This window comes from Natronococcus roseus, assembly GCF_043677095.1.
GTDB classification, from domain to species: domain Archaea; phylum Halobacteriota; class Halobacteria; order Halobacteriales; family Natrialbaceae; genus Natronococcus; species Natronococcus roseus.
The window spans coordinates 92,220-118,718 of sequence record NZ_JBHLJR010000006.1 but is presented as its reverse complement, the minus strand read 5'-3'; the positions used below and the strand labels follow the sequence as shown (position 1 = coordinate 118,718).

The following is a 26,499-nucleotide window of genomic DNA, read 5'->3' as shown; positions in this document are numbered from 1 at the left end:
TCGGCAGTCGGGACGGACTGAATCTCTCCGGACACTATTCGGAAGCCTCCTCGCGAGCGCTCAGTTTCGCCTGTTCGCGCGCGCTCGGGTTGACCGAGGGCTTGAACGGAACCTCGGAGACCTTGGCGTACACCGGCTCGCCGGGCTCCTCGGCGTACTCGTCGGGGAGATGAACCTGGAACTCCGTCTCGATGTCGCCGTCGTACACCTCCCTGACGTCGCCGTCGAGCTTCTCGGCGGGGACGAACCCGAGCGCGAGGTTCGTCTCGAGTTCGGGGTTGTACCACGGTGAGGTGACGTAGCCACACTCATCGCCCGTCTCGGGATCGGAGATGAGCCAGAAGTCGGGCGCGTAGTCCCGGATCGGCTCGCCGGCCAGCTTCAGCCCGACCATCTTGTGGACGAACGGGTACTCGCCGTCCTCGATCAGTTCCTGCTGGCGCTCGAGTTCCTCCTTGCCGACGTAGTCGGCCGTCTTGTCCTCGGGGACCTGGTAGGCGAGGTTGACCTGGAACGGCGACGTCTCGTGGTCCATATCCTGGCCCCACGAGAGGATGCCAGCGGCGATGCGACGGTGGTGGGCCGGGGCGACCTGCATCCCGCCGTGGTCGACGACGGCCTCGTAGACGGGATCCCAGACGGCCTCGGCGTATTTCGTCGCGTCGCGGACGTAGATCTCGAACCCCTTCTCGCCGGAGAAGCCGGTCTGGCTCACCAGCACCGAGACGCCGTTGATTTCGGCCTCCATCAGCCCGTAGTAGGGAATTTCTTTGACCTCCTCGCCGACGACATCGACCATCACGTCGACCGACTTCGGTCCCTGAACCTGCATCGGCGCGACGTCGATCTCGTCGATCTCGACGTCGAAGTTCTTCCCGACGTTGACCCCCTGGAGCCACTGCATCAGCGTCGAATCGGAGATCGAGAACCAGAACTCGTCCTCGGCCGGGCGCAACAGGACGGGATCGTTCAGAATGCCGCCGTCCTCGTTACAGAGGATGACGTACTTCCCGTGCATCGGCTCGATCTCGGTCGCGTCCCGCGTGATGACGTAGTTCGTGAGCGCCTCCGCATCGGGTCCCTTGACACGAATCTGGCGTTCGACCGCGACGTCCCACAGGGTTACGTGGTTGACGAGCGCGTCGTACTCCTCCATCATCCCCCCTTCTTCGGGTTTCAGCATCCCGCGTGGGTGGTAGATCCGGTTGTAGACCGTTGCTCGCCAGGCGCCGTTCTCGACGAAAGACTTGTGGAAGAACGGCGACTTCCGGACGCGCGTCGAGACGAGCATCTCGATCCCCGGGTCGCCGGACTGGCGGAGGTTCCGGGGGAGGGTTCGATCGGACTGGTCGACTGTCGGGTAGTTCGGGTGGCTCTCGGTCCGTCCTGCTTCCTTGTCAGACATTACCATATACGTGTCTTCGGGAGCACATAAATGTGGGAGTTGAGGCCGGAAACGGGCGCTCTGGAAACTCTACGTTACAGCGTTCCGGACTGTTGTGGTTCGCCCTCGAGGAACGGCCCTCATCCCGACCGAGACTCCGACCGACGCCGGATCAGCCTCCAGCGCCGGACTCGAGCGACCTATCGACGGGAGCCGCGTCTTTTTGTCGCTTCGGCGAGACCAGTACGCTATGGTTCCGTTCACGGGTGGCGTTCCGCACTGTAACCGCTGCGGGTGCGAACTCGAGGGGGACGAGGAAGGCTGTCCTCGATGTGGGTTCAACCCCCGGCAGATGGGGTTGCGCGTCTCGATGGGGTTCCTGTTGATCGTCGTCTGTTCGATGACGGCGATCGTGCTCTCGATCCCCGTCTGGACCGGGCTTGCACCGATTCTAACCGGACTCGCGGCCGTCTCGTTCGGACTCGCCGTGGTAACGTTTTTCGTCTCGTTTCTCGCTACCCCGTCCCGGCTCGGATTCCTGTTCACTCGATTCTGACAGCCACGCCAGCGGTCGCGAGAGCTGTAGGTCGAAAGGACTATCAGACGGTGTGATCCTCTGACAACTACACGGATAGTTACCAAAGCTATATACCTGACAGCAGGGAATCGGTATAATGGGATTGGTAGTACATGTCACTCGAGACGTGTTCGCACGGTAGCGCCCTGACGGCGGCTCGAGCAATCGGAGTCGGCAGGTCGGATCGAGCGGTTCGATCGGAGTGTCACGAACTACCGCTTCGAACGGGCTCGGCGTGCGGTTTCGGGCAGCACAACTACGGCAGCACGAACACTGAGGGAAACTATGGCAGACGAAGATAAGCGCGGAATACAGGAAAATCTCTTCCACGCGGAGACGGACCGAGAACCGGGCGACAGGAACTGGCAGGGGTTCGGATTCGACATCAACCCGCCGGTCTTCCTCATCGCAGGTGGGTTGATCGTCCTCTTTATCGTCCTCTCGCTCGTGTTCCCGGACCAGGCGGGGACCGTGTACCAGGACACCCGAGTCGCGGTTTCGGATTATTTCGACTGGCTGTTCATCCTGGCGGCGAACACCTTCATCATCTTCATGGTCTATCTCGCCATCAGCAAGTACGGCTCGATCCGGCTTGGCGGGGTCGACGGCGAAAAGGAGTTCAGCGACATCTCCTGGGTCGCGATGCTGTTCAGCGCGGGGATGGGGATCGGCCTCATGTTCTTCGGCGTTGCCGAACCGGTGTTTCACCTCTTCGACCCGCATCTCGGTGCGGAGGCGGGGACCGAGGGTGCCGGCGAAGTAGCGCTTGCGGTGTCGCTGTTCCACTGGGGGTTTCACCCGTGGGCGATCTACGCGCTGGTCGCGCTCGGACTCGCCTTCTTCTCGTTCAACCGCGGGCTCCCGCTGACCTTTCGGTCGGTGTTCTACCCCGTTCTCGGCGACCGAATCTACGGCTGGCCCGGACACCTCATCGACATCTTCACCATCTTCGCGACGCTGTTCGGTCTCGTCACCTCGCTGGGGCTGGGGGCGTTACAGATCAACGCCGGGCTGACGTTCGTCGGCGACGAGGTCGGAGCGTTTCCGGCCATCCCCGACTCGGTCTGGGTTGCCGTCGCCATCGTTGGGGTCGTTACCGGCCTGGCGATCATCTCGGTCTACCTCGGTCTCGACAAGGGGATCCGACGGCTCAGCAATCTGAACCTCACGCTGATGGTGCTCCTGCTCGGATCGGTGTTCGTCCTCGGACCGACGCTGTTTATCCTCGGCGCGCTCCCGCAGGCGATCGGGGGCTACCTCGGGAACTTCTTCGAGCTCTCGTTCTTCGGGAACACCTTCGACAACCACTACTTCCAGGGCTCGGAGTTCTACGGTCCGGGCGGCGAGGGCGAAGGTAACTTCCTCGTCGACTGGACGGTGTTCTACTGGGCCTGGTGGATCTCCTGGTCGCCGTTCGTCGGAATGTTCATCGCACGAATCTCGAAGGGACGGTCGATCCGGGAGTTCGTCGGTGGCGTGCTCCTGATCCCCGTCATCTTCTCGTTTGCCTGGTTCTCGGCGATGGGCGGAACCGCCCTGAACTTCGAGCTGAGCGAGGCGACCGAGGGCGCGATCAGCGGCCCGGTCTTCGAGGTCGGCGAGGAGCTCGCGATGTTCGCAATGTTCGACCTGATGCCGGGCACGCTGATCCTGTCGGTGCTCGCGATCATCCTCGTCACGACGTTCTTCGTGACTTCCTCGGACTCCGGGTCGCTCGTCCTCGAGCACCTGAGCACCGGCGGGAAACACGAGACTCCGCCGGCCGGCCGGGTTTTCTGGGCCGCCTCGGAGGGGCTGGTCGCCTCGGCACTGCTGATCGCCGGCGGCGACGCCGCGGTCGAGGCGTTGCAGGCGGCTGCCATCGCTAGCGGACTTCCGTTTACGTTCATCCTGCTGTTCATGATGTACGCCGTTCTGGTCGGTCTCAGACGGGAGTACAGGACCCTCCAGTCCGACGAGTTCGCCGAGCTGATAGACGACCTCGAGGAGGACGACGAGATCGTCGTTACGAGCCAGACTGGCGACCTCGTTACGCACGTCAGAACCAGGGACGGAACCGTCGTCGACGTCGGCGACGACTGAGACGGACTGCCGTAACGGGTTACCGGTGCAACCGAAGACGGCCGGGTTGCACCGGAAACGACGTACAAGAGACCGGACGACGACCTCGAGGTCGTCTCAGGAGCGGATGACGGTGACCGGCTGCGGACACAGCTGAACGACCTTCTCGACGTTGGTGCCGAGGTACTTCTCGAGGGTCCCTCGACCGCGTTCGGCCATGACGACGGTATCGATCTCGGCCGTCTCGACGTACTCGAGGATCTGCTGTGCGACCTTGCCGGATTCGACCACGCCGACGCCGTCGAGTCCTCGCTCCTCGGCCCGATCGACGACCTCGCCGACAATCTCCTCGCCGTACTGGCGGTACTCCTCGAGCCCTTCCTCGCTCGCGCCGATGCTGAGGATGTACGACGCCTTCGTCTCGACGACGTAGATCACGTGGACCTCGGCGCCGAACGTCTCCGCGAGATCCAGTCCGTGGTCGATCGCTGCAGCCGCTTTCCGGCTTCCGTCCGTCGCGATCAGTATCCTGTCGAACATCCTCCTACAGCCGTCCTTTCGAAGGACTCGCGCAAATAGTTTGGGTCGAGAGCGGGAACGGAGAGGCGTGGCAAGCGATGGGCGACTCACTCGAGGTTGATCTCGCGAAGGTAGATCGAGAACGCCACGAACGTCAGCAGCGTTCCGGCAATGAAGTGTCGACCCGCCAGCAACAACAGCAGACTCGCGACTGCCAGCACCACCGCGAGGATCGTTGCGGCGATCGCGACGAATCTGGACATACCGAGGCCACTGTCCGGACGCGACTTATGCGTGTCGTCAGTCCGAGACGTCCCGCCACTCGGCGACGAGACCGATTCCGCCCAGGGCCGCGCCGGCGGCGCCGAGGAGGATCTCGAGGAGTTCGCCGGCGAGGAGCCCGCTACCCAACAGGAGGAGGCCGCCGCCGAGCAGGAACAGTCGCAGGTAGGTCCGCGGAGTCCAGCGCATGCGTTCGGAGTCGCTTCGGTCGGAAACGGCTCAAAGCTGACGGTTCGAGGACGAGAGGTCGCGAGACGCGTCGGCATCGGTCAATACCTGCGAGAGCCACGCGTCGCTGACGCGACGGTGGCTCTCGCCCCATCGAGGGAGCTCGAAGGACAAACTCACGCAGTACCTCAGAGCGTTTCAGCTACGGCGGGAACTACACAGAAAACCAGGGAGAGATCGCTCAAACACGCTATCCGAGCTACGCTCTGAAATCAACAATGTGCTACGTAAGAGCGAACTACGAACTCCCTCGTGGTTCGCTCCAAGATCGGAAAAGTATCAACGATTGCCACAGACCGTGAGCGCCTACGTGCGGACTCTCTCAGACCGGCTGGGGACCCCCTCGAACTTCTCAGGGAGTGGGAACTACGGAGACGGTTTAGAACGATGCTGCCCCATTCCCGAATATCATGGCGACCGCTAACGACCCGCCGCAACCGTTCGCAGAGATCGAGCTTCCGGACGGGACCGATCCGATCGAGAAGGGCATCATTAGACGGGTACGGACGAATAACGAGGGAACGGTCACGGTCGACGTCACCATCGACGGCCTCGGTGACGATCTGGCGGGGCGAATCATCGAGCAGCTCCGAGGAGCGGCGCTGACGCTCCCCGAGGCGGATCACGTTCGAATCCTCCCAGTAGACGACGATTCGGGTGTCGAACTGCCCGAGATGGATCACGTTATCGCCGTCGCCAGTGCGAAAGGTGGCGTCGGCAAGACGACCGTCTCGGTCGCGCTTGCACGAACGCTCGCTGCGAAGGGATTGGACGTGGGGCTGTTCGACGCAGACATCTACGGACCGAACGTCCCAACGCTGTTCCCGGAAACAGAGGGGCCGATCTTGACCAACGAGAACGGCCAGCCGGTCCCGCTGGAGACTGACGGTATCCAGTTTCTCAGCCCCGGCGACGCGGGCGGCGACCCCCCGACGGCCCGACGGGGGGCAATCGCTTACGGTGCCGTCGAGAACCTCTTGGCGCAGGGTGCCTGGGAGGACCGGGACGTCCTGTTGATCGACATGCCAGCGGGTTCGGACGACGTCGTGGGGGCCGCGCTCGAGCACGTCCCGGTCGACGGCGGAGTCTTCGTGACGACGCCGTTCGACGCCAGCGTCGAAGATACGCGGCGGACGCTCGAACTGTTCGAGGAGAACGGCATCTCGACGATCGCAGGGGTCGTGAACATGACCACTTTCGAGTGCGAGTGCTGTGGCGAGGAGAACGACCTCTTTGAGGGGGCCGTCGACATCGACGTGCCCGAGGTTCACGAGCTACCGTTCGACCACGACCTCCAGCACGGCCCTGGCAGCGAGCGAAGCCACGATGCGCTGGAGGGCCTTGGCGACGCCGTCGAGACGTTCCTCACGGACGTCCTCGACGATGTGCCCGAGGACGCGCTCGATCTCCGGGAGCTGCCCCTAGAGAGCCAGGTTAGCCAGCTGAGCACCGAACTCGCGCGTGCGGGCTCGGGAGCACGCGTCCGCGCTGTCGTTGACGATCCGTCTTTCGCCGCTGCGCAGGTTCGCGACGACGCAGCGGATCTGCTCGACGACGTCACTCACCGGCAGACGGGGACGACCGGCGCAATGCTCGAACTCCACCGGGCGTGAGTAATACTGCTGGACACATGTACGTGAATCGCCTCGGGGTCAAGCCCCACCCTCAAGGAGCGAACCGCGTCAGCGGTGAGCGAGTAGGGTGGGGTGGAAGTCACACACTGATCGCATCGCTGTCCTGCGATCAGGTCTGCACCGACTTTCAGTGGCTACGGTAATCGCGGCGACGATCACGCAGCGTTTTCCGGCCGCTCAAGAAGTCCGCTTTTCGCCCGCATTCGAGGTCGATCGGAGTGGATTCTGTCGGCACCCCAACGGGTCGACGACCAGTCCATCTCCTTCGCACCACGTACTCACCGTCACGTCTGTGGATTTGGGGGGCCGTTAATAAACCACCTGGATATGGTGGTGGTTGGGGCGGCCGTTCCAATTTCCCGGGAACGCAAACTGGATGTATAAGATTACGACCCCCAGTCTCTCGTGTAGACAATGCCAGTACACCAAACCGGTCACGAACTGACGGCCGAACAGTCCGGAACGTGGGGGTGGTATCATGTCTGATGCGGAGGATCCCGACGTTTCGGCCGATAGTGGTGACGGCGTCGAGATCGGCGGGCGGACGTTCTCGCGCCGCCAGGTCCTCGGCGCGAGTGCCGCCGGTGCAGCGGGTGCGGCAGGCGCCGGATTATTCGGGTTCCAACGGTTGACGGCGGACGAAGCGCAGGAACAGGATGGGATCAACCCGCTCGAGGAGTATCCCAACGAAGAGTGGGACCAAAAGTACCGCGACGTGTGGGACGTCGACGACACGTTCATGATGACGTGTACGCCCAACGACACCCACAACTGCTACCTCGAGGCCAACGTCAAGAACGGCGTCATCACGCGCCTCGGCCCGTCGATGAACTACGGCGAGGCGACGGACCTCCAGGGCAACCAGGCCTCCCAGCGGTGGGATCCCCGGATCTGCCAGAAGGGGCTGGCGATGGTTGAGCGGTTCTACGGCGACATGCGCGTCAAGGAGCCGATGGTCCGCGAAGGCTTCAAGCAGTGGGTCGAGGACGGCTTCCCGCGGGACGACGACGGCTCGATGCCCGAAGAGTACGCCCAGCGGGGCGAGGACGACTGGGAGACCGTCGACTTCGACGAAGCGTACGACCTCGCCGCCGAGGCGATGATCGAGGTCGCCGAACACTACAGCGATATCGACCACGACGACCGCGACGGGCCCACCGGTACCGAGGCGCTTCTCGAACAGGACTACGACGAGCGGGTCGTCGAGGAGACGGGCGGCGTCGGAACGCAAGCGATGAAGCTTCGCGGCGGGATGCCCTTCCTCGGTATGATCCGCCTGCAGGGGATGTACCGCGTGGCCAACCAGATGGCGCTGGTCGACCACCACGTCCGCGACGTCGACGAGGACGACGCCGTCGGCGGCGTCGGTCTGGACAACTACTCGTGGCACACCGACCTGCCGCCGGGCCACACGATGGTCACGGGCCAGCAGACGGTCGACTTCGACCTCGCGAACGTCGAGTACGCCGACCAGATCGTGATGGCGGGGATGAACTGGATCTGTACGAAGATGGCCGACTCCCACTGGTTGACCGAGGCCCGTATGAAGGGCGCTGAGGTCACGGGCATCTTCACCGACTACAACGCCACCGCCTCGAAGTGCGACGAGGTCGTTACGGTACGGCCCGGCACTGACTCCGCGTTGTTCCTCGGTGCCGCGAGCGTCATCGTTCAGGACGGACTCTACGACGAGGAGTTCGTCCGATCGTACACCGACCTGCCGCTGCTCGTGCGAACGGAGGATAAGGAACTGCTTCGCGCCAGCGACGTAATCGACGACTACGAGCCTGCGGACCTCGAGAAGACCGAACTTGTCGAGGAGGACGACTACCCAAGTCAGGCGACGACTGACATCTGGGAGAACGTTCTCTCGGAGGACCTCCGGAACGAGTGGGGTGACTTCGTCGTGCGCGACGACGAAACCGGCGATCTCGTCCCCGTGACCCGAGACGAGATCGGCGACGACTTCGACGTTCCCGCCTCACTGGAGGGGACCTTCGAGGTCGAGACTACTGACGGCGAAACCGTCGAGGTCCGCACGGTCTTCGACCTGATCAGGGAACACCTCGAGGAGACCTACGACCCCGAATCGACGGCAGAGGTCACGGGCACGGCTCCCGAGGCGGTCGAGAACCTGGCCCGGAAGATGGCCGACAATCAGGAGCAGACGCTCCTTATCAAGGGAATGGGGCCGAACCACTACACCAATCAGGACCAGAAGGACCGCGCCGGATTCCTGTTGGCCTCGTTGACCAAGAACGTCGGCCGGTTCGGCGGGAACATCGGCAGTTACGCCGGTAACTACCGCGGAGCCCTGTTCAACGGTCGCCAGCAGTGGTCCTCCGAGGACCCCTTCGATATCGAACTCGATCCCGACGCGCACGCTCGAGAAGATACCCGGTACACGATGCAGTCTGCCCACTGGTACTCCCACGGCGACCGGCCGCTGAGGGTCGGCGACGAGTACTACATGGGCGACTCGCACATGCCCACGCCGACGAAATTCCTGTGGACCACCGGTTCGAACTCGATCCTCGGCAACGCGAAGGGATCCTACGACATCGTCGAGAACATGCTTCGGACGGGGGACATCGAGGCCCTGTTCACCAACGAGTGGTGGTTCACCAAGACCTGCGAGTACTCCGATATCGTCTTCCCCGCCGACTCGTGGGCCGAACACCACATGAACGACATCACGGCAAGCGTCACCAACCCGTTCGTGATGGCGATGAACACGACGGGCCTCGACGAGCGGATCTACAACACCCGCAACGACGCTGAGATCTTCAGGGGCGTCGCCCAGCAGCTCGGCGAGAAACTCGACGACGACCGGTTCGAGGACTACTGGGAATTCATCGACGAGGAACACGAGGCGCGGCCCTACCTCCAGCGGATCATCGACCACTCGAACTCGGTCAAAGGCTACGACATCGACGATCTCCTGGACAAAGCCGAGGACGGTACTCCCCGGCTCATCATGACCGGGACCTACCCCAAGTTCATCGGTAGCCGTCAGACCCAGGAGGACGATCCGTGGTACACCAAGACCGGCCGGATGGAGTTCTTCCGCGAGGAAGACATGTTCACCGAGGCCGGGGAAAACATCCCGCTCCACCGCGAGCCGATGGACGGGACGTTCTACGAGCCCAACGCGATCGTCGACGCGAGCGACAGCCCGGTCATCGATCCCGAGACGCCGGCCGACCGCGGCTGGGACGATGATGAGTCTGCACGCGACGGCATCGTCAGACAGGTTCGGAACACGATCTACACGCCGGAGGAACTCACCGATACGACCCACCCACTACAGGATATCGACGAGGACTACAAGTACTCGTACATGACCCCGAAGTACCGCCACGGCACCCACACGTTCGCCAATGCGCTGCCGAACGTGGCGGTCTGGTGGGGGAACTACGGCGACATGGAACGCGACGACGAGCGCAAGCCCTACGTCGGTGAGGGGTACATCGAGATGAATCCCGAGGACGCTCAAGAGGAGGGCTTCGAGGACGGCGACTACGTGTGGGTTGACGCCGACCCCGAGGACCGGCCGTACCGCGGTTGGGACGAGGACGACGATGGCTACGACGTCGCACGGGCGATGATGCGTGTACGCTATCAGCCCGCGATTCCCCAGGGCGTCACGCGCAGCTGGATGAATCTCAACCAGGCAACCCACGGCACAGTCGAGGCCCACGAGCGCTCCGCGGAGGAGTGGGAAGACGTCGAGATGGAGACGCACGACGAGGAGCGCGCCTCGGAGCACACGCCCGACCCCGAGGAGGGACTGGCGAAGAACGAACAGACCGGCTACCAGTCGCTGTACCGCTACGGCGGCCACCAGAGCGCGACCCGGACCTGGTTCCGGCCGACGCTTCTCACGGACGACATGGCGCGCAAGGATTACGGCGGACAGAACGTCCAGACTGGATTTGCCGCGGACATCCACTGTGCCAACGGTGCGCCCAAGGAGTCGTTCGTAAAGATCGAGAAGGCCGAGGACGGCGGCCGCGACGGCGAGGGCCGCTGGCAGCCCGACGAGGGCTTCAGCGACGTCCTCAGCATTCGACCGACCTACGAAAACGAGGCGATGGAGCGCTACATCGCCGGCGAATACGTCGATACAGGAGGTGACGACTAATGTCTCAAGTAGAAAACTGGCAGATTGGCCGCGAGATGGACTATCCGTACGAGGAGGCTCGTCCGGACGACCAGTGGGCGGCCATGTTCGACCTGAACAAGTGTATCGAGTGTCAGACGTGTACCCTGGCCTGCAAGACGACGTGGACCCACGAAGAGGGCCAGGAGCACATGTTCTGGAACAACGTCGAGACCAAGCCCTACGGCTCCCATCCCGTCGGCTGGGACGGTCGAGTCCTCGAGGAGATGGACTCGATGGAGTGGGACGGCGACACCTACGAGGGTGACACCCTCTTCGAGGCCAAGGGCGCCGACTGGGAGGATCCCGAGAACCACCCGACCGAGGACATGCAGAACGCCGAGAACATGGCGGGCTTTATGCCCGACGACGACGACTGGCGGTACCCCAACCTCGGCGAGGACGAACCCGCTGGTGAACGGATGGAGGCGGATACCCACTTCGACGACCAGACACATCCAATCTGGTTCTTCTACCTGCCGCGGATCTGCAACCACTGCACGTACGCGGCGTGTGCAGGGTCGTGCCCCGCCCAGGCCATCTACAAGCGCCAGGAGGATGGCGTCGTCCTCATCGACGAGGAAGAGTGCGAGGCCCTGTTGCAGTGTAACGAGGCCTGCCCCTACAAGAAGGCGATCTTCAACCAGTCGGAGGGCGTCTCGCAGAAGTGTATCGGCTGCTTCCCCAAGACCGAGCAGGGGAAGGCACCCCAGTGTTTCGAGAACTGTCTCGGGAAGATCCGCCTCCACGGATACATCAACACGCCTGACGATGCGGCCATCGGCGACCCGACTCAGGAACCGGTCAACCCGATGGACTACGTCGTCCACGAGAAGGAAATTGCGCTCCCGCTGTACCCGCAGTTCGGCCTCGAGCCCAACGTCTACTACGTCCCGCCGATCAACGCGCCGGTCGACTACCTCACTCAGATGTTCGGCCCCGGCGTCGAGGACGCCATCGACACGTACAACGCGATGCGCGACGGCGAGGAGCCCGCACTCGAGGGGCTGTTCAACCTCATGGGGTCGACCGAGTGGTCGATCACCGAGTTCGAGGTCGACGACGACGAGGCGATCGGCTACTACGAGGGCGACGAGGTTGGACGCGTCCCGATCACTGAACCGCAGGCCGAACGCGACCGCGAGGAGGAGGTTGACGGTGAGACCGTCTACCGCCTCGACGTGACATAACAGAACCATGACCAACAACACTATTATCCGCGGCCCACCGAGCGAGCAGTCCGCCCCGGAACCCGACTCCGAGGAGGCGCCTTCCTCGGCCGACGAGCTGCCGGGCACGATCGACGACGCGTTCCACCGTAGCCGGTGTTACAGCCTGCTGGCGCTGGGACTCGAGCGACCTGGCGAGGAATTCGACCACGCGGTCGAGGCTCGCGCTTTCCGCGAAGACCTGGTCGAGTCAGTAACACAACTGGACGAGGACCTCGGCGAGCCCGCCCGCGTCCTCGCCGAGCACGTCGCGCCGAGCGACCACCTTCACAGCGATTGGGCCTCGCTGTTCGGCGTCGAGGAGGGCCTCTCCGTCTCGCCATACGAACTGACGTACTTGCCCGGACCGCTGATGACCAACGTTCGGCAGTTAGCCGACATCAGCGGATTCTACGGGGCGTTCGGCCTCTCGGCCGCCGACGGTGCTAACGACCGGCGAGACCACATCTGCTTCGAGCTCGAGTTCCTCGGGCACCTGGCACTGCGGGAGGCGAGCCTCCGCGATGCGGGCGACGACGAGGGCGTCGGCGTCGTGGTCGACGCCCAGCAGCAGTTCCTCGAGGATCACCTCGGGCGCTGGTACTGGCGGTTTGCCGACGAAGTGAGCAAGCGTAACGACGACTACTACGCCGCGCTCGCGGACCTACTGGCCGCGCTGGTCGAGCGCGAACTCGACCGGCTCGAGGTCGATCCCAACCTCGTTCCGGACCATCCCGACGTCACCGAGTGGAACGAGGGCGTCTTCGGTGACGACGTGGGACGGAACTGTGGCGGTTGTGGGATGAACCAGGAGGGGATCAACACCGGGACCGACGCTCTCGATGGAATGGATCTGGATCCGTCCGGTCCGTCTGCCGATTCCGGAGCCGACGACGGGAGCTGACCGGGGCGGACAGCACCACACCCGTTGCGAATTCGCGACTGATCCTCTCGATCGGATCGCTGCAGGCTCGTGAGCCCGTATTGATCGTAGTGTCGTCACACGGCGTCCAGTCGATGTCTTTTGCACGTTCGCTCTTGTGTAGCACACAATCAAGCAGACGAGCAACGCACCGGGATCACCAATCTCCTACAGGAGAGCGTTAGCTGTAATTGAGAGCACGAAGCCTCCTTTTTCAGCGATCAGGGAGGGGATACAGCACCCATACGTCTTGTTTTCGTGCGAATCGGCATCGTTACTACCTCGGTGGTCAAAGAGGGTAGTAAGATGTTCACCACGCTTCCGGCGTTGTTCGAACGTGGTTCGAAACGGGTGCGCCGTTTCGTCATCACGAAAGAACAGAGGTCTTCGCGAGCGCGGTAGGGCAGAGTAGTTCACGCCGTCCACTGTGCGCCCGCGACGATCGTCACCGGCGTGTCGGTCATCCGGATGACCTTCTCGGAGGTGCTTCCGAGGTGTCTATCGATCGCTCCGTGGCCCTGTTTTCCCATCAGGACGAGGTCGACGTCGTTCTCGTTGGCGTACTCGACGATCTCCTCGGCCGGTCGACCGGTTCTGATCACGCCCTCGCCGCTGAGACCGCGTTCGGAGACGCGCTCGATCACCTCGCCGACGATCTCTTCGCCGTACTTTCGGTAGGATCGAAGCTCGTCGTCGGAGATACCGACCGTCAGGATGTAGCTCGCCTTCGTCTCGACCACGTACAGCACGTGTACTTTCGCACCCACTCGCTCCGCGACATCGAGTCCGTGTTCGACACACCCCTCGGCCTCGTCGCTGCCGTCCGTCGCGATCAGAACGTTGTCGTACATGTGTATTCGTCCTCGTACTCGTCTGAAACATCGAGGGTCACTCACATAGTACTTGCTTCCGTTACCACACAACACGACTTCGGCGAGGGTTCGGCAGGATCGATGCACCGACCGAGGGCCAGGGAAGACATCAAATAGCTCGTCCCCGTTACAGCTAGAGGATGGGGACCGATACCCCGGACCCGTCGGAACCCGCACTCGAGCGGTTGTTCTACCGCTCCGAGAGGGTACGGTTCGTCCACTGGGAGGAGTTCTCCGGCGCGAACGCGGTGGTGTGGCTGACCGAGTTCGTCGCAATCCTCTCGTTTGTCACCGGATTATCGAACCTCAGCCAGCCGGACCCGGCCTTCGACGGGCCGCTGGCGGGGGCGCTTCCGGCTGAGCCCGTCTTCCTGCAGTTCACCGGTGTCTTGCTCGCGTTCGTCCTCATGCTCCTCGTTTTCGGCCTCCGGCGTCGGAAACGGATCGCGTGGTACCTCACGCTCGCTGTCCTTCCGCTAGCTACGGTGTTGCCCCTGACGACGCTTCGGCCAATGGACGTTCCGCTCTTGCTTGCGATTCTCGTGACGCTCCCGCTCTTGCTCGTCAATCGGTCGGCGTTTGACCGGCGACTCGAACTCTCCTCGCTGCAGATCGCCGCGCTGTCTTCGATTATCGGCGTCGGCCTGTACGGAACGGTCGGCTCGTACGCGCTCCGGGACCAGTTCGGTGGCCTCGAGACCTGGAGCGACTCGGTCTACTACGTCATCGTCACGGTCGCGACCGTCGGCTACGGCGATATCACGCCGCTGACGACCGAGGCGAAGTGGTTCTCGCTCTCGGTCATCGTCTTCGGAACCGGCGCGTTCACCGTGGCGATCGGAGCGCTGATCGTCCCGGCCATCGAGAAGCGAATAGCCACCGCATTCGGAACCATGACCCCGACGGAACTCACACTGCTCGAGGACCACGTGCTGGTTCTCGGCCACGACGACATCACGGAACCGCTGCTCGACGAACTCGGCACCGAGGTCGACGTCGTGGTCGTCGCGTCCGACGCCGACGATACCGCCGAGTTCGACGACCGAAACGTCACCGTCGTCACCGGCGACCCGACCCTCGCCGAAACGCTCGACGAGGCCAGGATCGACGAGGCCGCGGGCGTGGTCGTCGCGACCCGGGACGACGCCACGGACGTCCTGACGGTCCTCGCGGCGCGGGAGGCGAACCGGGCGGTCCGCATCGTCGCCGCCGCGAACGACCGAGAGCACGTCGACAAACTCGAGGCGGTCGGCGCTGACGAGGTTATCAGCCCGATGGAGATCGGCGGTCGGTTCCTCGGCCGCTCCGTCCTCGATCGAACGTCGGCCGACTCGCTATTCGGCGACGCTGACGGCGACACGGAGTGAGGACGTCGCGGGTTGTCGACCAGGATTCCGCCGAGACCTGTGGGGGAAGGACTAACGGATGCCGCGTGTAAATTGTTGACATGGGGCTTCAGGGAGTCGGGCCGGTCGAACGGGTGCTCCGGACGCTACTGGGGCCGCTCTGTCTCCTTTCGGGGGCCGTCGTTACGGCGGGTTTTTTCTTCCCCGATCCCGTCGTGGAAGCGGTCTCCGGGCCGACGTGGCTTCTCCTCTCGCTCGTATTCTTCGGCTCCGGACTGGCCTATCTCGCCGTGTTGCCGGCCGAATCCGACGAGGACGCCGGCGCGTTCGATCCGGAGTCCCTGCTCCGAGTGCGACGGCTCGGACTGGCCGACACCCTCGAGAAGTTTCTCTCCCGACAGGATCCGATCGCGTTCGGGATCCCGGTCGTCGCGTTCGTCCTCTTTTTTATTGGGCAGTTGCTGGTGCCCGCCGAAACGATCCGTGCCGTCGACGCCGCACAGCGGACCGTCACGATCTACGGCGGCTGGCTGTTCGCCGCCGTGATGACGATTTCGGTACTGGTCTCGCTGTACCTCCTGGTAGGGCCGTGGGGAACGGTGAAACTCGGTGGCCCGGACGCCGAGCCGGCCTACACCTACCCCGTCTACTTCGCGATGTTCTTTACGGCCGGGATCGCCGCCGGGATCGTCTTCTGGGGGCCGGCCGAGGCGCTGTTTCACTACGAGACGCCACCGCCCTACTTCGGCGTCGAGCCGCAGTCTGAGGCGGCCGTCGGGGCGGCGTTGACCTACACGCTGTTTCACTGGGGGATCTCCGCCTGGAGCGCGTACGTCGCCGTCGGCGTCCCGATCGCGTACTACGTCTACCAGCGGGGGGCGCCGCTGCGCGTCTCGACGATCCTGGCGCCGTTTCTCGGCGTCGAAAACCTCGATTCGATCTGGTGTCGGCTCGTCGATCTGCTCGCGGTGTTCGCGACGATCGGCGGGATCGCCACCTCGATCGCGCTCGTCGGGGACCAGTTCCTCGCGGGAATCGACTTCCAGTGGGGCGTCGCGTCCGACACCGTCGGCTCGGTGCTGTTCGTCACCGGCCTGACGTTCGTCTTCGTCGTCTCGGCACAGAGCGGCGTCCACCGGGGAATCAGGCGGATCGCCGCCGTTACCCTCGTCCTGTTCGGGCTGTTCGCGGCGCTGTTCGTCGCCGTTGCCCCGCGAACGGCCGTTCTCGAGTACTCCTCGCAAGCAGTCGGAAGCTCCGCGGTTCACGCGATCCCGATGAGCATCTATCTGGGGAACGGCCCGATCGCCAGCGCGTGGGTGGCCGACTGGACGATCTGGAACTGGGCATGGTGGTTCTCCTGGGCCCCGTTCGCAGGTCTCTTTCTGGCTGCGCTGTCCCGCGGACGGCGGATCCGGACGGTCGTCCTGACGGGCGTGATCGCGCCCTCGCTGGCGACGATGGCCTGGTTTCTCCTCCTGGGATCGACCTCGCTGCACCTCCAGCAGACGGGCGTCGTGGACGTCCTCGGCACGATCGACGCCGCGGGCGGTTCCGAGGCCGTCGCCGGCTTCCCGGTCCTCGAGAGCCTCGCGATCGGCCAGTTCCTCGTGTTCGGCTTCCTGGCGTTGATCGTCGTCTTCATGGCCAGCTCCGCGGACACCTCGACGCTCGCCGTCGCCGTGCTGGCGACGAAACGGGAGTTCGCCCCGACGACCGGTGCGATCGTCTTCTGGGGGATCGTACAGGGACTCGTCGCCGTCTCGGTCCTCGTCACCGACAGCGCCGAGGTGTTGCAGGCGACGGCCGTGCTGACCGGTGCCCCGTTCGCCCTGCTCGTTCTGATTTCACTGGTCGGGCTCGTCGTGGCGTTCCGTCGGCACGAACGCGGTCGGCAGTCGATCGTCGGCGCGGCGTGGGCGAAGCTCGGCGGGGATACCGGGGACGAAGACGGCTGAAACGCGCGGACTCGCCAGTCCCTCGAGCGCCGGGTGAAAAAACGGTGGAGTCGGCAGTCGTCAGTCGTCCGCCGGCGCCTCCGAGTCGGCCGGCTCGATACCGACCTCGATCTCGGCCGCGGCGGCCTTGTACTCCGGAATCTTCGCGCGTTCGTCTAAGACGTCGTTGGTCAGTTTGTTCGCCGAGGCGGCCGCGAAGTGCGGCGTCGTCCACACCGACCCCTCCTTGATCGCGTCGGTGACCTGGGCCTCGACGGTGATCTCGCCCCGTCGGGACTTGAGGCGGATCTGCTGGCCGTCTTCGATCCCGTATCGCTCGGCGTCGTTCGGATGGACGTCGACGAAGTTCTCGGGGGTCTGGCGGTTCAGCGTCGGCGAGCGACGGCTCATCGTCCCCGTGTTGTAGTGCTCCTCGAGCCGGGCGGTCGTCAGGATCAGCGGGTACTCGTCGTCGGGGGTCTCCTTGGGCGGCTGGTGGGTGACGCCCTCGATCCGCCCGAGACCGTTGTCGGTGTCGAAGCTGTCCTCGTAGAGGAACCGGTCGCCCTCGTCGCCGAGTTCGTAACAGGGCCACTGGATCCCCTCCTCGCCGAGGATGTCGTAGGTCATCCCGTAGTAGCTCGGACAGACCTGCCGCAGCTCCTCGAAGACGGCCTCCTCGTCCTCGAAGCGGAACTCGTCCTCGCTGAACAGTCTGCTGCCGACTTCCATGATGATCTCGAGGTCGTGTTTCGTGTTCTCGTGAACCTTATCGACGCCGCGCATCCGCTGGACCCGGCGGTCGGTGTTGGTGACGGTGCCGCCGCGCTCGGCCCAGGTCGTCGCCGGAAGGACGACGTCGGCGTACTCGGCCGTCTCGGTCATGAAGATGTCCTGTGCGACCATGAACTCGAGATCCTGAATGCGTTCGATGACCCGGTTGGCGTCGGGTTCGCTCACGACCGGGTTCTCACCCATCACGTACAATCCCTTCACCGAGTTGCCGAACTCGTGGGAGAGCTCGACGTTCGTCAGTCCGGGCTCGTCGGGCACCTCGAACCCCCAGACCTCTTCGACGGACTGGCGAGCCTCTTCGTCGTCGACCAGCTGGTAGCCCGGCAGGACGTTCGGCATCGCACCGACGTCACAGGTCCCCTGGACGTTATTCTGGCCGCGGAGCGGGTTGACGCCCGTCCCCGGTTTGCCGAGGTTGCCCGTGATCAGCGCGAGGTTGATCTCGTTTTGCACGTTGTCGACGCCGCAGGTGTGCTGGCTCATCCCCATCCCGGTGAAGATGGCCGCGTTGTTCGCCATCGCGTACTTCTCGGCGGCCATCTCGATATCCTCGAGGGGGACGCCGCACTGCTCGGCGGCCTCCTCCTTGTCGAAGTCCTCGAGGGTCTCTTTCAGGTGGTCGAACCCCTCCGTTCGCTCCTCGATGAACGCTTCGTCGATCCAGCCCGCGTCGGGCTCTTCCTCGTGGTTCTCGAGGATCGTCTTGATAACGATGTTCAACAGCGGGATGTCGGTTCCCGGCTCGAGCTGGAGGTGCTGGTGGCGATCGGTGTCGTCGATCTGGAACGACTTCGTCGTCTTGTTGGCGTGGGGATCGACCTGGATCACCGTCGCGCCCTCGAGGACGGCCTGGCGGAAGTACTGGCTGTTGGCGATCGGGTGTTGCTCGCCGGGGTTGGCCCCCTGGATCCAGAAGATGTCGGCCGACTCCTCCAGATCGGCCATGCTGTTGGTCATCGCGCCGGCGCCCAGGCTCGTCCGCAGCGCCCACACCGTCGAGGCGTGACACATCCGGGTGCAGTTGTCGACGTTGTTGGTGCCGTACCGTCGCGCGAGCTTCTGGAGGAGGTAGTTCTCCTCGTTCATCGTCTTCGAGGAGCCAAAAAAGCCCACCGCGTCGGGCTCGTGCTCCTCACGGATGCGCTCGAGCTCGTCGACGATGCGGTCGTAGGCCTCCTCCCAGGTGGCCTCGCGGAACTCGCCGTCTTCCTTGATTAGCGGCTCGGTGAGTCGGTCCTCGTGGTCGACGACCTCCGTCGCCGCGCCGCCCTTGATGCAGATCCGGCCCTCGTTGACCGGGGCGTCGCCCCACGGCATGAACTGGACGTCGCCGGGCTCTTCGCCCTGGTTGACCTGGATACCGCAACCGACGCCGCAGTACGGACAGATCGTCTTGACGGGCTCGGATTCCTCAGTCGCCATCGGAACCACCTGTGCGGGAGCCACTCGTGACTGTGTGGAAGCTACTCATGATCTAGTGTACCGTTTCCCTCGACGAGGTATGAAAGTTTCTCCCTCCCGCTGCGAGCACCGCGAGGGAAACGTTCACACTGTCGGGCGGATAACCGACGGACGATGGCTCTCTCTCCGGAGACGGTCGCAGCACTCGCCGACGAGTACCCGGACGAACAGCCGCTCGCGACCGTCGAGGACGAACACCGCGAGCTGTTGCCCGCGACCCTGGCCGAGGGATCCTACGGCTGGCGCGACGTCGAGTGGATCGTCCAGTGGTACTTCCGGCGCTTCCTCGGTCGGTACCCCGACGCGGAGCGGCGGGCCGCCGAGGAGCGCTTCGGCGATAACGAGTACGAGGACCTCGAGACGGCGATCGGAGGCGCCCTCGCGGCCGAGACGACGCACGCGAAACTCGAGGCGCTGACGGCCCTCGAGGGGGTCGACGTCCCGATCGGAACGGCGTTCCTGCAGTTCCTCGAGCCGGAGCGGTACCTGGCGATGAGCGCCCGCGAGTGGGCGGTGCTTCGCGAGCACGGGGAACTCGAGGAACCGTACCCCGAGGCGCCCGACGCCGAGGACTACGAGCGCTACCTCGAGTGGTGTCGAACGATCGCTGACCGCTGTAACTGTGAACTCTGGGACTGCTACCGGGCGTTGTGGCTGCTCGGCCACCGATCGGAAAACGGGGAGTAGGCGGTCAGAAGAGGCCGTCGATGCTCCCGTCCGAGTGGAGTTCCATGTTCGCGGCCGCCGGCTCCTCGGGGAGGCCGGGGAGGGTGAGCACGTCTGCGGTCAACACCACGAGGAATCCGGCCCCTGCGGAGGGATAGATCTCGTTGACCTCGAGCGTCCAGTCCTCGGGGACGCCCTTGCGGCTCGCGTCGTCGCTCAGCGAGTGGAACGTCTTCGAGATGCAGATGGGCACGTCGTCGAACCCGTGTTCGGTGAGCCGTTCGATATCCTTCTCGGCGTCGCTGTGGTACTCGACGTCGTCGGCGCCGTAGATCTCGGTTGCGACGGTCTCGATCTTCTCCTCGATCGACATGTCGAGGTCGTACAGCGGCTCGAACGACGACTCCGCTTCGGCGGCGTTGACGAGATTCTCGGCGAGGTCGACGCCGCCCTCGCCGCCGTCGCTGAACACCGTCGACTCCGCCGCCCGTACCTCGAGGTCCTCGCGGCAGTGCTCGAGGACGGCCTCGACCTCCGCGTTGGCGTCGTCGGGGAACCGGTTGAGCGCGACGACGACGGGAACGCCGAACTTCCGGAGGTTCGCGACGTGTTTGTCGAGGTTCTCGAGCCCGCGTTCGACGGCCTCGACGTTCTCGTCTTCTAACTGCTCGAGGTTCGGCGGCCACATGTCCTGGCCGTGGTACTTCAGCGCCCGAACCGACGCGACGAGCGTGACGGCGTCGGGCTCCATCTCGCCGAACCGACAGACGATGTTCATGAACTTCTCGGCGCCCAGATCGGAGCCGAAGCCGGCCTCGGTGACGAGGTACTCCGAGAGGTGGGCGGCGATCTCGTCGGCGATCAGCGAGTTGGTGCCGTGGGCGATGTTCGCGAACGGACCGCCGTGGACGAACGCGGGCGTTCCCTCGATCGTCTGGACCACGTTGGGTTTGAGCGCGTCCTTCAGCAGGATGGCGGCTGAATCGGTCGCGCCGATATCGTCGACCGTGATCGGCTCGCCGTCCTCCGCGTAGGCGACGATGATCCGTCCGATCCGAGCCTTGAGGTCCTCGAGCCCGTCGGCGAGACAGAGCACGGCCATCATCTCGGAGGCCGCCGTGAGGATGAACCCGTCCTCCCGGGGGACGCCGGTGACCTCGCCGCCCAGGCCGATCACGGTCTCCCGGAGGACTCGGTCGTTCATGTCGATCGCGCGGGGCCAGTTGACCCAGTTGACCGCGATGTCGAGCTCGTTGCCCTGCTTGATGTGGTTGTCGAGCATCGTCGAGATCAGGTTGTGCGCCGAGGTCAGCGCGTGCAGGTCGCCCGTGAAGTGGAGGTTGATGTCCTCCATCGGGAGCACCTGCGAGTACCCCCCTCCCGCGGCGCCGCCCTTGACGCCGAAGACCGGCCCAAGCGAGGGCTCCCGGATCGCGATCAGGGCGTCCCGATCGATGTGATTGAACGCCTGGCCGAGTCCGACCGTCGTCACCGTCTTCCCCTCGCCCAGCGGCGTCGGCGTCATCCCCGTGACGAGGATCAGCTTCCCGTCGTCCGATCGCTCCTCTCGGAGCCGTTCGATCGCCTCGAGCGAGACCTTCGCCTTGTAGTCGCCGATCGGCTCGAGGTCGTCGTCCGCGAGCCCGAACGGTTCGACGACCTCGGTGATCGGACGTTTCTCGGCGCGCTGTGCGATCTCGTAGTCGGTCGGGATCGCCCCGTCCTGGTTCGAATCCGTCATCTAGAGTACGTTTTCTCGAATCAGTGATAAGTGTTAGCTCACGTATAGCGTTCCGGATACGACGAGGAGTTCGCCGTGATCGCGCTCGGCTGGCGCCAGAGGTCCACCGTGCCGGTATTTAATGACGGGGGAGTCACCCGAACCGGTTCGCCCTCGTTCGGCCGCGTCCTCGCCGCTCCTGCGGAAATTTAATATCCTGGATGCCGTTGCTACGAAACTGGAACGTAGTATGAGAGTCAACAACAGACACGACCCGGGCGGTCGGAACTCACACGAAACATGGACGGATACGCTCGAGCGGGGCGATCTCGGATGAGCGACGCGTTCCCCTCGAGCGCGGATACCGTGATTATCGGTGCGGGGATCGTCGGCAACAGCCTCGCGTACCATCTCGCGGATCGGGGCCGAGAGGACATCCTGCTGCTCGACAAGGGACCGCTGCCGGATCCGGGCGGCTCGACGGGGCACGCGTCGAACTTCCTGATGCCGGTCGAACACTCCAAGGAGATAACCCACCTCACCCGCCGGAGCATCGAGCAGTACGAGGACATGGACACCTTCACCAACAGCGGCGGGCTCGAGGTCGCCCGAACGGAAGAGCGGATGGCAGAGCTCGAGCGGCGCGTCCAGTCGGCGACGGCCTGGGGCGAGCCCGGGCGGCTGCTCTCGGTCGAAGAGATCGAGGAGATGGTTCCCTATCTCAACACCGACATCATCAAAGGCGGCTTCTACAGCCCGGGTGCGGGGACCTGCGACCCGCTGCGGGCCGGCGAGGTGATGCGGGCACGCGCCGACGAGTACACCGACGGCGGGCTGACGGTGTCGCCGAACACGACGGTGCTGGATCTCCACGTCGAGGACGGCGCGATCAGCGCGGTCGAAACCGACCGGGGGACCGTCGAGGCCGACGAGGTCGCCATCGCCTGCGGGCTCTGGAGCCCGAAGATCGCCGCGATGGCCGGCGCCGAGATCCCGCTGACTCCGGCGGTCCACCAGATGGTCAGCGTCGGTCCGATCTCCTTTTTCGAGGAGTACGAGGGCGAGATCTCCTTCCCCGTCGTCCGGGACATGGACACCCAGATGTACGAGCGCCAGCACGGCAACGACCTCGAGGTCGGCTCCTACCAGCACCGCCCGATCCTCTGGGACGTCGACGAGATCCCCTCGATCGACGAGGCGCCGCTCTCGCCGACCCAGCCGCCGCTGACCGACGACGCGTTCGAGCAGTCGATGCACGACGCCCTCGAGATCGTTCCGGAGCTGCTGGACGATCCCGAGGCCGGCGTCCGCCACGAGATCGACGGGCTGCTGTCGGTGACGCCCGACGGCGCACCCTTGCTGGGCCCGCTACAGGACGTCGAGGGACTGTGGTCCTGCGCCGCGGTCTGGATCAAGGAGGCGCCCGCCGTCGGCGAAGCAGTCGCCCAGTGGATGACCCGCGGCTGGTCCGACATCGACCTCCACGGCTCGGATATCAACCGGTTCTACGAGTACGGCAACTCCAGACGGTTCGTCAAGAACCGCGCACACGAGGGGTTCCAGAAGATCTACGGCATCGTCCACCCCCACGAGCAGTGGCAGAGTTCGCGTCCCCTGCGCACGAGTCCGTTCTACGACCGCCAGGACGAACTCGACGCGCGATTCTTCGAGGCCGCGGGCTGGGAACGGCCCCAGTGGTACGAGTCCAACGAGGACCTCCTCGAGCGCTACGCCGACGAGCTCGAGGGGCTCGAGCGACCGAACGAGTGGGACTCGCGGTGGTGGTCGCCGATTACTCTGGCCGAACACCTCCACATGCGCGACGAGGTCGCGATGGTCGGCGATATGGGCTTTGGCATCTTCGATTTCGTCGGCGAGGACGCCTGCGAGTTCCTCGAGGGGATGGCCGTCGGCCGGATCGACGTCGACGTCGGCAAGACGGTGTACACGCCGATTCTGGCCGAAAACGGCGGCTTCGTCTCGGACCTGACGATCGTCCGGCTCGGCCCGGACCACTTCCGGCTGATCACGGGCGGGGCGGCCGCGGGCTCCGATCGGGCCTGGTTCGGGAGTCACATCCCCGAGGACGCCGACGTCACGATGATCGACAACTCCGAGTCGCTGTGCACGCTCGGCGTCTGGGGGCCGTCAGCCCGCGAGGTCGTCCAGTCGGTCGCCGAGGAGGACGTCTCCCACGAGGCCTTTCCTCCCTATACCGCCCAGGAGGTCACCGTCGGCGAGGTCGACGCCTGGGCGATGCGGCTCTCCTACGTCGGCGAGCGCGGCTGGGAGCTCTACGCGCCGATGGGCCAGGGCCGGCGGCTCTGGGAGGTCGTCGAGGAGGCCGGCGAGGACCACGACGTTCGCCCGGTCGGAATGGGCGTCTACGGCACTACGGGCCGCCTGGAGAAGGGGTATCGCCTCTACGGCCACGAACTCGAGCTCGAGTACGACCCCTCGGAGGCCGGCCTCTCGTTCCACGGCGTCAAGGACGCCGACTTCGTCGGGAAGGAGGCCTACGCGGAGGCCCTCGAGATCGAGGACGCGGCGACCCTGTGTACCCTCTCCGTAGCCGACCACGCGCCCGAGGGCGGCGAACCCCGGTTCATGCTCGGCGGCGAGCCGATCCTCGACGACGACGGCGAGGTGATCGTCGACGAGGAAGGACGGGAGTCCTACGTTACCAGTGCGGGAACCGGTCCATCGGTCGGCAAACATCTCCTGATGGCGTACCTCCCGCCGGAGTACGCCGAGGAGGGCCGAGCGCTCGCGGTCGAGTACATGGGCCAACGGTACCCCGTCGAGGTCGAGATCGTCGGCAGCGAGCCGCTGTTCGACCCCGAGAACGACCGCATCCGGAGCTAACCATGAAGGTACTCGCCTGTCTCAAACGCGTCCCGAACACGGGCGCCAAGATCGTCCTCACCGAGGACGAGCAGCGAATCGACACGAGCGGGCTGGGCTTTACCATGAGCCCCCACGAGGAGTGTGCGATCGAGGGGGCCGTCGCGCAGGTCGAGACCCACGGCGGCTCCGCTCACCTACTCACACTCGGCCCGCCCGAAGCGGACGAACAGCTCCGGACCGGGCTGGCCATGCAGGCCGACGAGGCGACCCTGCTCGAGACCGACGACGAGGAGTGGTCCCCGCGGGCGACCGCGGACGCGATCGCCGACGGGATCGATCGGCTCGACGACGACGAGGGGTTCGACCTGCTGCTGTTCGGCAACGAGTCGGCCGACGCGGCCAACTACCAGGTCGGCGTCCGCGTCGCGAACGCGCTCGGCTACCCCTGCGTCACCGGGATCAAGGACCTCGAGATCGAGGACGGTACCGCGATCGCGAGACGCGAGATCTCCGGCGGCGAGGAGGTGTACGAGATCGACCTCCCGGCCGTCGTGACGGTCAAGGAGGGGCTCAACGAGCCCCGCTACGCCTCGATGCGGGCCAAGATGCAGGCCCGCCGCCAGGAGATCGAGAGCGTGGATCCCCGGGCCGAGACGAGGGCGGGCGGACTCGAGAAGGTTCGTCTCGAGGCGCCCGAGACCGACGACTCGCCCGCGGAGATCCTGGGTGAGGGACCGGAAGCGGTCCCGGATATCGTCGAGATCCTCGTCGAGGAGGTGGAGGTCGTATGATCCTCGCACTCGTCGAACACGACGGCGGCGCGCCCGAAGAGACGTCCCTGGAGGGGCTCGCGATGGCCCGCGAGCTGGCCGCCGCAGAGGGACAGCCGCTCGAGGCCGTCGCCGTCGGCGACGAGGCCGACGCGCTCGGCGACGAACTCGGCGAACACGGCGTCGAGGCGGTCCACTGCGTCGCTCACGACCGCCTCGAGCGCTACGCGCCAGACGCGTGGGCCGAGAGCGTCATCCAGCTCGCGTCCGAGCGCGAGGCGGAGACGATCACGGCCCCGGGAACCGACCGCGGCCGCGAGGTGCTGGCTCGCGTCGGCGCCTCCCTCGACGCGCCGATGGCGACGAACTGCCTCGCGGTCGACGTCGCCGACGACGGCGCCTACGAACTGCGGCGCAACCGCTGGGGCGGCAGCCTGATCGAGCACGCCCGCCTCGAGGGCGAACACAAACTGTTGACAGCGGCGGAACACGAGTTTCCGATCGAACCCGCCGCATCGCCGACGGAGCCGTCGGTCTCGACGTTCGAGCCCGACCTCGAGGACGACCTGTTCGCGGTACAGGTCGATCGCGTCGAGACGGGCGACGAGGAGGGGATCCCGCTGGGCGAGGCCCGGGTCGTCGTCGGCGGCGGCCGGGGCGTCGGCAGCGCCGAGGACTACGACCAGCTCGAGGACCTGGCGGAGCTGCTCGGCGGAACCGTAGGCGCCTCTCGAGCCGCGGTCAACGAGGGGTGGCGCCCCCACGACGACCAGGTCGGCCAGACGGGCGCGAAGATTAGCCCGGATATCTACATCGCCTGCGGGATCAGCGGCGCGGTCCAGCACATGGTCGGCTGCAAGGGCGCGGACACGCTGCTCGCGATCAACACGGATCCCGAGGCGGCGATCGTCCAGAAGGCCGACTGGGCCGTGATCGGCGACCTCCACGAGGTCGTGCCAGAGCTGAACGAGGCCCTGCGCGACGCGGCCTGAACGAGTCGAACCGTCGGTCGGAATCCGACCTCTCCCCGTTCCGAGCGGAGCAGTCGCTCCCGGTGCCGTCCCGCCCGGATCCACGATCTATCTGATATCTAATTATTCCTGTTTGA

At 64.9% G+C, this 26,499-nt stretch carries 19 protein-coding genes and 1 pseudogene; 13 read left to right on the top strand and 7 right to left on the bottom strand.

Annotated elements, in window-relative coordinates; genetic code table 11:
- Window positions 1-34 precede the first annotated feature (34 nt).
- Window positions 35-1,405: an aminomethyltransferase family protein gene (locus ACFEMD_RS16815; RefSeq protein ID WP_394742389.1), complete on the bottom strand. Its 1,371-nt coding sequence runs from the start codon at window positions 1,403-1,405 to the stop codon at window positions 35-37.
- Window positions 1,406-1,634: 229 nt separating this feature from the next.
- Between ACFEMD_RS16815 and ACFEMD_RS16810 the strand changes: the two genes are divergently transcribed.
- Complete coding sequence (locus ACFEMD_RS16810; protein ID WP_049891707.1) at window positions 1,635-1,940, top strand: hypothetical protein; 306 nt, start codon at window positions 1,635-1,637, stop codon at window positions 1,938-1,940.
- 306 nt (window positions 1,941-2,246) lie between these two features.
- A complete protein-coding gene (locus ACFEMD_RS16805; RefSeq protein WP_394742388.1) occupies window positions 2,247-4,043 on the top strand; it encodes a BCCT family transporter in 1,797 nt (598 codons plus the stop codon).
- Between the two features lie 96 nt (window positions 4,044-4,139).
- On the opposite strand, the gene ACFEMD_RS16800 is transcribed toward ACFEMD_RS16805, so the two are convergent.
- The 3 genes from ACFEMD_RS16800 to ACFEMD_RS16790 all read right to left on the bottom strand — a co-directional run bounded on the left by ACFEMD_RS16800 (window position 4,140) and on the right by ACFEMD_RS16790 (window position 5,012).
- Window positions 4,140-4,562 (bottom strand): universal stress protein, encoded by a 423-nt coding sequence (locus ACFEMD_RS16800; protein ID WP_394742387.1) that lies wholly within the window; start codon window positions 4,560-4,562, stop codon window positions 4,140-4,142.
- A gap of 86 nt (window positions 4,563-4,648) precedes the next feature.
- Complete coding sequence (locus tag ACFEMD_RS16795) at window positions 4,649-4,804, bottom strand: hypothetical protein (protein WP_169331733.1); 156 nt, start codon at window positions 4,802-4,804, stop codon at window positions 4,649-4,651.
- 37 nt (window positions 4,805-4,841) lie between these two features.
- A complete protein-coding gene (locus ACFEMD_RS16790; protein ID WP_160167149.1) occupies window positions 4,842-5,012 on the bottom strand; it encodes a hypothetical protein in 171 nt (56 codons plus the stop codon).
- Between the two features lie 73 nt (window positions 5,013-5,085).
- Here ACFEMD_RS16790 and ACFEMD_RS16785 point away from each other — a divergent pair.
- The 5 genes and pseudogenes from ACFEMD_RS16785 to ACFEMD_RS16765 all read left to right on the top strand — a co-directional run.
- Window positions 5,086-5,261, top strand: a pseudogene (locus tag ACFEMD_RS16785) (IS1595 family transposase); the annotation flags it as partial.
- A gap of 200 nt (window positions 5,262-5,461) precedes the next feature.
- Complete coding sequence (locus ACFEMD_RS16780) at window positions 5,462-6,664, top strand: Mrp/NBP35 family ATP-binding protein (protein ID WP_394742385.1); 1,203 nt, start codon at window positions 5,462-5,464, stop codon at window positions 6,662-6,664.
- Window positions 6,665-7,163: 499 nt separating this feature from the next.
- On the top strand, window positions 7,164-10,829 hold the full coding sequence (locus ACFEMD_RS16775; protein WP_394742383.1) for a molybdopterin-dependent oxidoreductase: 3,666 nt from the start codon (window positions 7,164-7,166) through the stop codon (window positions 10,827-10,829).
- Complete coding sequence (locus tag ACFEMD_RS16770; RefSeq protein ID WP_394742381.1) at window positions 10,829-12,037, top strand: 4Fe-4S dicluster domain-containing protein; 1,209 nt, start codon at window positions 10,829-10,831, stop codon at window positions 12,035-12,037. The genes ACFEMD_RS16775 and ACFEMD_RS16770 overlap by 1 nt, the downstream gene beginning before the upstream one ends.
- Before the next feature lie 7 nt (window positions 12,038-12,044).
- Window positions 12,045-12,959 carry a TorD/DmsD family molecular chaperone gene (locus tag ACFEMD_RS16765; RefSeq protein ID WP_394742380.1) on the top strand — a complete coding sequence of 305 codons (915 nt, stop codon included), beginning with the start codon at window positions 12,045-12,047 and terminating at the stop codon, window positions 12,957-12,959.
- A 431-nt stretch (window positions 12,960-13,390) separates the two neighbouring features.
- Here ACFEMD_RS16765 and ACFEMD_RS16760 read toward each other — a convergent pair whose 3' ends face one another.
- The gene (locus ACFEMD_RS16760) at window positions 13,391-13,828 is read right to left on the bottom strand and encodes a universal stress protein (RefSeq protein WP_394742378.1); all 438 of its coding nucleotides are present in this window, start codon (window positions 13,826-13,828) and stop codon (window positions 13,391-13,393) included.
- A gap of 161 nt (window positions 13,829-13,989) precedes the next feature.
- Here ACFEMD_RS16760 and ACFEMD_RS16755 point away from each other — a divergent pair, with 161 nt between their 5' ends.
- Both ACFEMD_RS16755 and ACFEMD_RS16750 read left to right on the top strand, forming a co-directional pair.
- Window positions 13,990-15,216 carry an NAD-binding protein gene (locus ACFEMD_RS16755; protein ID WP_394742377.1) on the top strand — a complete coding sequence of 409 codons (1,227 nt, stop codon included), beginning with the start codon at window positions 13,990-13,992 and terminating at the stop codon, window positions 15,214-15,216.
- 80 nt (window positions 15,217-15,296) lie between these two features.
- Window positions 15,297-17,153, top strand: a complete 1,857-nt coding sequence (locus tag ACFEMD_RS16750) for a BCCT family transporter (RefSeq protein ID WP_394742376.1) — start codon at window positions 15,297-15,299, stop codon at window positions 17,151-17,153.
- 60 nt (window positions 17,154-17,213) lie between these two features.
- Here ACFEMD_RS16750 and fdhF read toward each other — a convergent pair whose 3' ends face one another.
- Window positions 17,214-19,349: a formate dehydrogenase subunit alpha gene (gene fdhF / locus ACFEMD_RS16745; RefSeq protein WP_394742374.1), complete on the bottom strand. Its 2,136-nt coding sequence runs from the start codon at window positions 19,347-19,349 to the stop codon at window positions 17,214-17,216.
- Window positions 19,350-19,502: 153 nt separating this feature from the next.
- Between fdhF and ACFEMD_RS16740 the strand changes: the two genes are divergently transcribed.
- Window positions 19,503-20,075 carry a hypothetical protein gene (locus ACFEMD_RS16740; protein ID WP_394742373.1) on the top strand — a complete coding sequence of 191 codons (573 nt, stop codon included), beginning with the start codon at window positions 19,503-19,505 and terminating at the stop codon, window positions 20,073-20,075.
- A 4-nt stretch (window positions 20,076-20,079) separates the two neighbouring features.
- On the opposite strand, the gene ACFEMD_RS16735 is transcribed toward ACFEMD_RS16740, so the two are convergent.
- On the bottom strand, window positions 20,080-21,795 hold the full coding sequence (locus ACFEMD_RS16735) for a formate--tetrahydrofolate ligase (RefSeq protein WP_394742372.1): 1,716 nt from the start codon (window positions 21,793-21,795) through the stop codon (window positions 20,080-20,082).
- Between the two features lie 312 nt (window positions 21,796-22,107).
- On the opposite strand from ACFEMD_RS16735, the gene ACFEMD_RS16730 reads away from it, so the two are divergent.
- From ACFEMD_RS16730 to ACFEMD_RS16720, 3 genes are read left to right on the top strand one after another with little or no spacing between them, the layout of a single operon-like run.
- Window positions 22,108-24,639, top strand: a complete 2,532-nt coding sequence (locus ACFEMD_RS16730; protein WP_394742370.1) for a GcvT family protein — start codon at window positions 22,108-22,110, stop codon at window positions 24,637-24,639.
- Between the two features lie 2 nt (window positions 24,640-24,641).
- Window positions 24,642-25,412, top strand: a complete 771-nt coding sequence (locus ACFEMD_RS16725; RefSeq protein WP_394742369.1) for an electron transfer flavoprotein subunit beta/FixA family protein — start codon at window positions 24,642-24,644, stop codon at window positions 25,410-25,412.
- On the top strand, window positions 25,409-26,383 hold the full coding sequence (locus ACFEMD_RS16720) for an electron transfer flavoprotein subunit alpha/FixB family protein (protein WP_394742367.1): 975 nt from the start codon (window positions 25,409-25,411) through the stop codon (window positions 26,381-26,383). The genes ACFEMD_RS16725 and ACFEMD_RS16720 overlap by 4 nt, the downstream gene beginning before the upstream one ends.
- Window positions 26,384-26,499 lie beyond the last annotated feature (116 nt).